Here is an 8728-nt window from a genome sequence, read left to right on the forward strand (position 1 = left end):
GTCATCACTATCTTGGCTCGTGTACTTGGCTTTCCCATTGATATCTCCCACAATGTTTTCTTTGATAGTGAGAAGATAATCGATAACCCTAATTACGCAACATAATTAATAGAACGATCTACTAGTTTGGAACAATCAATGTTCCTGCTGAATTTCGCTTATTTGCCTAATGTTTTGTAGAATCTCTTCCCTAAAAGTCAGAATAAACTTACTGCAGAAGAGAAAGACAATGGCTTTACCAAAACTTAACACAGTCCTTATATAAGCCTAACAAAAGATAGGTATAATCTAAGTGTAGCGCATTGACGCAAAAACCTAAATAAGGAGATAGTAATGAAACACTGGGTTTACAAAAGCCTTGTATTAGCACTATTGATGATTCTTCCACTAGCCGCGATGGCAGCGGAAAGCACACTGAGCACTGAATTATGGGGCCGCTGGACTATGACTACCGGAACCAGCGCTGCAGACCGCAGAACCATTACAAAAGCAAACGCTATGGCTCTGGAGCGTGGTTATGTGGATCTGAAAACCAAATTCAGCGAAAATACATCTGCCAGATTTACCGTAGATGTATTCTCCACAGACGATCAGAAGAATGGTGCTGGACTAAAACTGAAATATGCCTTTCTGGATTTTGGTAATCTGATCCCGATCCAGGACCTAAAACTAAGTGTGGGATTGCAAAAAGTGTTCTTTGGATCAATCTACGACTGGGATTACAACCTCATAGGCAAAGCACCGGTGGATGAATACAAGTTGGTAAATTCCGCCGACTACGGTGTCTCGATAAACGGCTATCTTCCCTCCGGATGGGGTGAGTATGCCATAGGTATGTATAATGGCGAAGGCTATAAGAACTATGGAGCAAACTTGAAAGGCAACACCCGTTTTGAAGGCTTGGCAAACCTGCGCCTTACTCCTCTTGCTGGTCTTACATTGGGTGCTTCTGTGATGACAAACAGTGTGGAACGTGAGTATGATATCGACACAGATATCCCTGTCCCAGGTTACCAGAATCAGTTTTTGGCTGATGTACTGGCTCGGTTTGTAGTGGGTCCTCTAGACGTGATGGCAGAATACTTTTCAAAGAATGTAGAATACCCAAATATAGAAGATGGCAGCAAGGATTACAACGCTTCCGGTATCTCGATTATTCCAATCTTCAATCTGCGGAACTACATCGACCAAGATATCCAGATCCTGGGCCGATACGACCGCTGGGATGCCACCGACAACGCTTCGGATAAACACCTCTCAAATGCCCTTACTGCAGGTATCAATTACAATTTTATGCACAACGATAGCTACGTGCCATCCATGCAACTGCAGTTAAATGCCACTCACAAGAGCTATGATGAAGACAATTCTGCACCGATATACGCTAATGAATTAAAAGATAGTTTCACTTTAATGGCGCAGCTTAAGTGGCGCTTTTCTCACGCATTATAGAATAAGGAAGGTACATCATGCGTAACTACATAATTATCTTACTGATAGTCATTCTCAGCCTTAGTTTTGCCTATGCCAAAAAAGGACAGATCACTTGCTCCGGATCAACAACCGTGTTGCCCATCGCCCAAGCAGGTGCGGAAGCATTTATGGATAGCCACCCCGAATATAATATCTCCGTCCGCGGTGGAGGTTCAGGCGTAGGTATCGCGGCTTTACAAAATGGCACAGTGCAGATTGCCAATTCATCGCGTCCGATCAAGAGTAAAGAGATTTCTGCCTGCAAAGCAAAGGGGATCAATCCCACTACTTACGTTGTCGCTAACGACGGCATCGCAATTGTGGTGCACAAAAGCAATCCAATAAGAGACTTAAGCATCACCCAGATCAGGGATGTTTACACCGGAAAGATCACAAATTGGCAAGAACTTGGCGGTCCTTCCTTACCCATCGTAGTAGTTTCTCGCGATGTTGCTTCAGGAACCTTTGAAGTGTTCAATGAGAAAGCCCTAAACGGAGCTAAAGTAGCCGCTTCAGCTCAGCTTTTGGCATCAAATAATGCTGTGGTTAGTGCTGTGGGTTCTACTCCCGGAGGAATTGGTTATACCGGGCTGGGATACATCAATAGCGACGTAAAAGTAGTTAGTGTAGAGAATATTACTCCATCAGAATCTTCGGTAAAAGACGGTAGTTATAAACTAAGTCGAAAGCTATATATGTACACTAATGGTAAAGCCACCGGCGGTGTAGGTAGTTTTATTGGTTGGCTACAGTCCGATGCAGGGCAGAAGATTGTAGAAGAACAAGGTTTTATCTCCATCAAGTAAATCCCTTATAGTCGCGTTCCCGGTGTTCTCTGACTCTTAGTGGGGGATCAACCGGGAAATAGCGGCTATTTGCAAAGGAAAGTATGGTTATGCAAGTACGCGAAAAAGCTTTCGTTGGCATCACTCACACAGCAGCACTCTTCAGTCTGGCAGCTGTATTTGGCATCATATTCAGTGTCTTTCGGGAGGGCATTCCTCTGTTTTGCACTATATCGATCGGGGATTTTATCTTCGGCAGTGCTTGGTATCCCACTCATGCCGAGACTCCTCAGTTTGGCGTCCTGTATCTCCTTATTGGATCTCTTCTGGTCACACTGGGTGCGCTGATGATTGCGGTTCCTCTGGGCTTGGGCAGTGCAATTTTCATTTCGGAGATAGCCACACCGAGACTGAAAGAAATCGCCAAACCGATAGTTGAACTGTTGGCTGCTATCCCCAGTGTCGTATATGGGCTATTTGGTATGATGGTATTGGCACCATTTGTGCGTGAACTTATCAATCTGAATACAGGACTCAATCTCTTTAGTACTTCAATTATTCTGGGTCTGATGGTGTTACCGATTATCTCCAGCATGAGTGAGGATGCACTCGCAAACGTTCCCAAACAGCTACGTGAAGCCTCATTGGCGCTTGGTGCTACTTCCTGGGAAACTATCGCAAAGGTAGTGGTTCCAGCTGCACGACGAGGCATTGTCGGCTCTGTATTGCAGGGTTTTGGTCGCGCCATTGGAGAGACTATGGTTGTCTTGATGGTAGCAGGTGGATCAGCGCAAATTCCTAAAAGCATTTTTGACTCTATTCGCCCTCTAACCTCCACTATCGCCGCTGAAATGGGCGAAACTGTTATCGGTGACCTTCATTATCGCGTGCTTTTTGCCATTGCGGGACTGCTGTTTATTATCACCTTTGTCATCAATCTGGTAGCGGACTTGGTCTTTCTAAAACGGAAGGTAAAATGAAATTAAGATATCTTGCTAATATATCCGGCAAGCTACTGATGGCCTTACTTTTTATAATCACTGCCCTGATGCTTTTCATCTTTTTAGGTAGTATTTTCAGTAGAGGGATAGGAGTGATTTCATGGAGTTTTATCAGTGAAACGCCTCGTTCCGGTATGACTGAAGGCGGAATATTTCCAGCTATTGTCGGTACATTCTGGCTGACCTTGCTGTCGATACTGATTGCTCTTCCTCTGGGCATATTCTGTGCGATCTATCTGTTTTGCTACGGCAAGCCAATGTGGTTTGTAAACATGGTAAGGCTTGCGATAAATACTTTGGCAGGGGTCCCTTCGATTATCTACGGATTATTTGGTATGGCTGTATTTGTAAACATGTTTTCTCTGGATGTATCTCTCATCAGCGGTGCGTTGACGCTATCGGTATTGGCATTACCGCTGATTATAAACACCACCGAAGAAGCTCTGCAAAGTGTCCCTGCAGATTTCACCGAAGCTTCCATCGCCTTAGGAGCGCAGAAAAGCACAACTATCATTCGAGTGGTGCTTCCTTCCGCGTTGCCAAATATACTCACCGGGGTTATCATCAGCATAGGTCGCGTTGCTGGAGAGACTGCTCCTATTATGTTTACAGCTGCAACCTTCTATTCACGAAAGCTGCCAAACTCTTTGAGTGATGAAGTAATGGCTCTGCCATATCATATTTTTGCTTTAGTTACCGAAGGTTCAAAAGCCACCCAGCAAGTTCCCATAGCCTATGGCAGTGCATTGGTGTTGCTCTTTTTGGTGTTGGGAGTATCATCTATCGCTATCGCAATTCGTTATCATATGAGGAGAAACAAACAATGGTAAATGCTCATATTCGCACACATCATTTGCAGCTATATTTCGGGCAAAATCACGTTCTACACGACATCAATATAAGCCTTCATACCCACAAAATCACTGCTATGATCGGTCCTTCAGGTTGCGGGAAATCCAGCCTTCTCCGCTGTTTTAACCGCATGAACGATCTGATTCCAAATGCAAAAGTGGAAGGTAGCATCTTTTTGAACGAAGAAGATATTTACGATCCTAAAGCTGATGTATCGTCGATTCGAACAAGAGTGGGGATGGTGTTTCAAAAGCCAAATCCCTTTCCAAAATCCATCTTCAACAACGTTGCTTATGGATTAGAAATCCAAGGCAAATACAAAAAATCTGAGATATCGGACAGAGTAGAGAAAAGCCTCAAAGATGCCTGGCTTTGGGAAGAAGTAAGAGATCGCATTCATAGCTCTGCAATGGCACTTTCTGGCGGTCAACAGCAACGACTATGCATAGCCCGCGCTTTGGCAAACGGGCCCTCGATCTTGCTTTTGGACGAACCTACATCAGCGTTGGATCCGCAGTCCACAGCAAAAATTGAAGAACTATGCCTGGCGCTGAAAGATCAAGTAACTATATTGATTGTAACTCATAACATTGCTCAGGCAGGGCGAATCTCGGATTACACAGCCTTTATGTATCTGGGAGATTTGGTGGAATTTGGCGAAAGCTCGCAGGTTTTTACTGTCCCGCAGGATCCTCGCACAGAAGCTTATCTTACTGGAGTATTCGGTTGATACCCGAAAAAAGGACAAACGCATGTTGAATAACAAATTGAATGAATTGAAAAAAATGCTTCTCGATGAAGCTGTGTTGGTTGAAAAGATGGTGATTACGTCCATGAACGCTTTACATAACGGCAATTCTTGCAATCTGAACTCGATTATGCTTTTGGAAGACAGAGTGAATCGTTTGGAAGTGGAAATAGACACCTTTTGTACTTCGCTGATCGCTCTATATCAGCCCGAAGCGGCAGATTTGCGTTCCGTTCTGATGTTTTTCAAGATCAATAACGATCTTGAACGTTTAGCTGATCAGGCAGTGAATATCGCTGAAAGCGCAAATGCCATTTGTGGGGAACCCATTGCCGGATACTTGCCGGATCTGATTCGCATGAATAAAAAGGCGATCGAAATGCTGCATCAGAGTATCTCTGCGTTCATTGATCGTGATGTGGATCTGGCACGTAGAGTGTGTGTGGACGATAGCGTAGTGGATGACCTGAATCGTGTGATGCATAGCACTCTGATAGGTCTTATGAAAGAAAATCCTTCATATATAGATACTTACATGCATTTGCTACGAATCTCTAAGAACCTCGAGCGTATTGCGGATCTTTCTACGAATATCGCTGAAAACACTGTCTTTCTGGTGCAGGGTAAGGTGATAAAACATCTGGGGTAGGTGATCCCGTACTGTAATTCCCCCCTTGCTGTGGTGTATGTCGCATAAATGTGCGATGATTAAGCTATACTATGTATCATTATCGGTGTATCTTTGTATTGAAGCTTGGCTGAAGCAAAGAAACGGTTTTTATGATCGACTATCCTGCTGCTTATGCAATGCCCGCAATCTGCGTAAGGCTTTGCCCCGGAGTTGCTTTACACGTTCTGTACTGAGTTGCAGGATTTGGGCGATTTCTTTGATGCTATAGCTTTGAGAATAGCAAAGCATCAATATCTTCCGTTCGATTTCCGGAATGCTTTCAGGCAGGTACAGCCCTTCCTGCACAAGTTCTACATCAGTGTTAGTATCTACCTTGTCTTCAATTTCCATCGCGCTAGTGCGTTTTTGAAATGATAGTTCCAACTCTAATGCAGCAAGGATGCGCTTTTCGATCCAGTAGTATGCGTAGGTGGAAAATTTTGTGCCCTTCGAAGGATCATAGCGGTTGTTTGCTTCCAGAAGTCCAAGCATTCCTTCCTGAACCAAGTCTTCAAAGTCGGGTTTCCCACAGAAATGACGCTTTGCCAGGTTTATTACCATGCCTTCGAATTTTCGTACGATGAGTTCGGGATCCATGCTTATCTCCAGATATGAGGGTCAGGAAAAATTTGTGGGATTGTGATCCGGAAGCTGGTTCCCTGTCCGATATCACTTTCCACCAGGATGCTACCGCCGTGCATGGCAACAATGTGCTTTACTATTGCCAACCCCAAACCCGTGCCTCCTTTAGAACGGTTTCGAGAGCGTTCGCCCACCCAGAAGCGTTCAAATATGCGGGTTTGATCTTTGGGATCTATGCCTTCACCTGTATCACTGAAATTCACGTGAAACAAGTCTGAATCCTGCCAGACATGAATCTTGATTCCTCCTTTTTTGGTGTGGCGGATGGAGTTTTGGGCCAGATTGATAAAGACTTGTTCAAACTTGAATGGATCCAGAAAGCATACCCCGTCGTAAGGTTCCAGATGAATACTTAGGTCCAGTCCTGCAGCATCGGTCATAGGTTTTAAAATCAGATTGATATTGCCCATCAATTCCGCCGCTTTTACTTCCTGAATATTCAGGCCCAGTCCGCGTTCCAAACGAATCAGATCTTCCAGATCAGCAATCAGATGAATCAGCCTGTCGGTGTGGTTTTGGATGATTTTCAGATAGCGTTCCTGGTTTGCTCCATCATCCTCCAAAGCTTCGGTAAAACCCTTGATGGCAGTAAGGGGAGTACGTAGTTCGTGGGCAAGGTTTACGATGAAATCACGCTTCATCAGCTGTGCAGCACGTAGATCATCAATACTTTGCAGCATAAATACACGGCGTTCCCTTTTGGCGTCTGTGGCAGCGCTAAGCAGATAGTAGTGGTCGTCAATACAAAATTCACGCAGCTCTTTGGCATCGCTCTGAGGAAATTCATGCAGAAAATCCAGCAGTAAAGGATCGCGGATAAGCTCCCAATAGTAGGTTTTCTTTTTGTCGCCTATAGCGGGGAAAAGGGCTTGGAAGGAGAGATTGGTCCACAGCACTCTGCCTTCGGGATCCAAAGCCCAGAGAGGATCTTCATTTGAGGAGATCAGCAAGCGCAACTCTTCTCTGTGGGCTGCCAGATGTCCAATTGTGCTATCCTTTTGTGAGAGTACACGGTTCAAAGTTCTACCCAATTCATCGAATTCCGCTACCTCCAGATCCGGTAAAGAGCTAGTTTCTTCACCTCGGGAGATGCGTTTGGCAGCATCGTTGATACGGTGAAGCTGGCGATTGAAGACGATCAAGGAAAAGATCAATATCGCTGCTGTGCTAAGGGTCATTATCAGCAAGATTGTATTGATACCAGCACCGATCAAAAGCAATGCATTAAGTAGAGCCAGATTCAAGATGTTCAGTAGCACCAAACTGCGATTAAAGCTGCGTTTTTCCATCATCTAGTTCTTTGAGAAGCAGTATCCTACTCCACGGACATTTTGGATATAACGGGAATAATCGCTGATCTTTTCACGCAGATTTTTGATGTGAACATCCACGCTGCGCTCGATTACAATTTTATCTGTGCCCCACAAATGATCCAGAATACTTGAACGGGAATACACTTTTCCCGGGTTGCTTACCAATAGCTTCAGGATGCGGAACTCTGTGAGAGTGAGATCGATACGTTCTTGATCTATACTCACTTCATACCGATTCAGATCAAGCTTTAAGGATGGTTCCACGATGATCTCCTGAATGGTGGAGTTGGTTTCGCTGCGACGCAAAACTGCTTTTACTCTCGCTACCAGTTCACGTCCTTCAAATGGTTTGCCTAGATAGTCGTCTGCACCCATGTTCAGTCCTTTCACTTTGTCGGTGACATCAACTCGGGCAGTAAGCATTACAATCGGCAGAGCTTTATATTTGGGATGCTCACGGATGCGAGAGCATATCTGCATCCCATCAATATCCGGGAGCATCAGATCCAAGACCAGAAGGTCGCATGGTATGCTTTCCAAAGCTTGCAGCATAGGCGTTCCGTGACAGAATACGCGAGTATCGAAACCCGCGCTTTGCAGCTTGATGGCAATTAGTTCGGCGATATCAGCTTCGTCTTCCACAATGTAGATCATTTTTTGCATTCTGCTATCCTGTTTGGTTTTTTTCCACATCAGCCAAATGTGGTTTTTAGAGCAAGTTTTTTTTGGTTAATTCTTCTTAACACAGAGGTTTTGCTTTTAATATCATGCTTTATCGGACATCAGAGGTAGAACTCAACAAACCATAGAGTCTTTTACTTGACTGAATATCCTTTGGCACAAAAACTTGGATTCTATGTTAATTATGGGAGAAAATGATGTCCAGAAAGCAACAGGGGATGTTTACGGTATGTATCATGGCCTTTCTAATAATGGTCTCAGGACTTTATGGAAGCTTTTTCAGCCACAACTCTGAAGTGATGCCCATGGGGCAGATTGGTGATGTGTTCAGAGCTATAGATGGAACAGGGCTGGAAGATGTGCGAATCGATGTGTATCTTAAACAGGCTCAGGGGCGCAGCTTGCATACTGGCCTGCGGGGAGAGTATAGCATCAAGTGCATATCCAGGCGTTTTATGGGAGTCCAGTTTACCACTACTCCCCGGACTCTATCTTCTTTTACCCGTACATCTTCCATGCACATACCGGAAAATATGGCACAACCGTTATGACTAGCGTGGTAG

10 protein-coding genes are annotated in these 8728 nt (G+C 44.6%); 7 read left to right on the forward strand and 3 right to left on the reverse strand.

The annotated features are described in order from the left end of the window. Positions 1 to 333 precede the first annotated feature (333 nt). From PHF32_07965 to phoU, 6 genes are all read left to right on the forward strand, one after another. The gene (locus tag PHF32_07965) at positions 334 to 1452 is read left to right on the forward strand and encodes a hypothetical protein (protein MDD4560651.1); all 1119 of its coding nucleotides are present in this window, start codon (positions 334 to 336) and stop codon (positions 1450 to 1452) included. A 17-nt stretch (positions 1453 to 1469) separates the two neighbouring features. After that, complete coding sequence (locus PHF32_07970; GenBank protein MDD4560652.1) at positions 1470 to 2279, forward strand: PstS family phosphate ABC transporter substrate-binding protein; 810 nt, start codon at positions 1470 to 1472, stop codon at positions 2277 to 2279. Positions 2280 to 2362: 83 nt separating this feature from the next. Then, positions 2363 to 3238 (forward strand): phosphate ABC transporter permease subunit PstC, encoded by an 876-nt coding sequence (gene pstC, locus PHF32_07975; protein ID MDD4560653.1) that lies wholly within the window; start codon positions 2363 to 2365, stop codon positions 3236 to 3238. After that, complete coding sequence (gene pstA, locus PHF32_07980; GenBank protein MDD4560654.1) at positions 3235 to 4089, forward strand: phosphate ABC transporter permease PstA; 855 nt, start codon at positions 3235 to 3237, stop codon at positions 4087 to 4089. Before pstC ends, pstA begins: the two co-directional genes overlap by 4 nt. Then, positions 4083 to 4841, forward strand: a complete 759-nt coding sequence (gene pstB, locus PHF32_07985; GenBank protein MDD4560655.1) for a phosphate ABC transporter ATP-binding protein PstB — start codon at positions 4083 to 4085, stop codon at positions 4839 to 4841. Before pstA ends, pstB begins: the two co-directional genes overlap by 7 nt. Before the next feature lie 22 nt (positions 4842 to 4863). Then, positions 4864 to 5508: a phosphate signaling complex protein PhoU gene (gene phoU, locus PHF32_07990; GenBank protein ID MDD4560656.1), complete on the forward strand. Its 645-nt coding sequence runs from the start codon at positions 4864 to 4866 to the stop codon at positions 5506 to 5508. Between the two features lie 129 nt (positions 5509 to 5637). Here the strand turns inward: phoU and PHF32_07995 are convergent, their stop codons facing one another. The 3 genes from PHF32_07995 to PHF32_08005 are packed head-to-tail and all read right to left on the reverse strand — an operon-like array spanning position 5638 to position 8147. Further along, entirely contained in the window at positions 5638 to 6126 is a 489-nt protein-coding gene (locus PHF32_07995; protein MDD4560657.1) for a sigma-70 family RNA polymerase sigma factor, read from the reverse strand. Between the two features lie 2 nt (positions 6127 to 6128). Continuing rightward, on the reverse strand, positions 6129 to 7460 hold the full coding sequence (locus PHF32_08000) for an ATP-binding protein (GenBank protein ID MDD4560658.1): 1332 nt from the start codon (positions 7458 to 7460) through the stop codon (positions 6129 to 6131). Positions 7461 to 7463: 3 nt separating this feature from the next. Further along, on the reverse strand, positions 7464 to 8147 hold the full coding sequence (locus tag PHF32_08005; GenBank protein MDD4560659.1) for a response regulator transcription factor: 684 nt from the start codon (positions 8145 to 8147) through the stop codon (positions 7464 to 7466). 215 nt (positions 8148 to 8362) lie between these two features. Here PHF32_08005 and PHF32_08010 point away from each other — a divergent pair, with 215 nt between their 5' ends. Beyond that, positions 8363 to 8716: a hypothetical protein gene (locus PHF32_08010; protein MDD4560660.1), complete on the forward strand. Its 354-nt coding sequence runs from the start codon at positions 8363 to 8365 to the stop codon at positions 8714 to 8716. The last annotated feature ends 12 nt before the right edge of the window (positions 8717 to 8728 follow it).

The sequence above is a fragment of the Candidatus Cloacimonadota bacterium genome (assembly GCA_028706475.1).
Taxonomy (GTDB): Bacteria; Cloacimonadota; Cloacimonadia; order Cloacimonadales; family Cloacimonadaceae; genus UBA5456.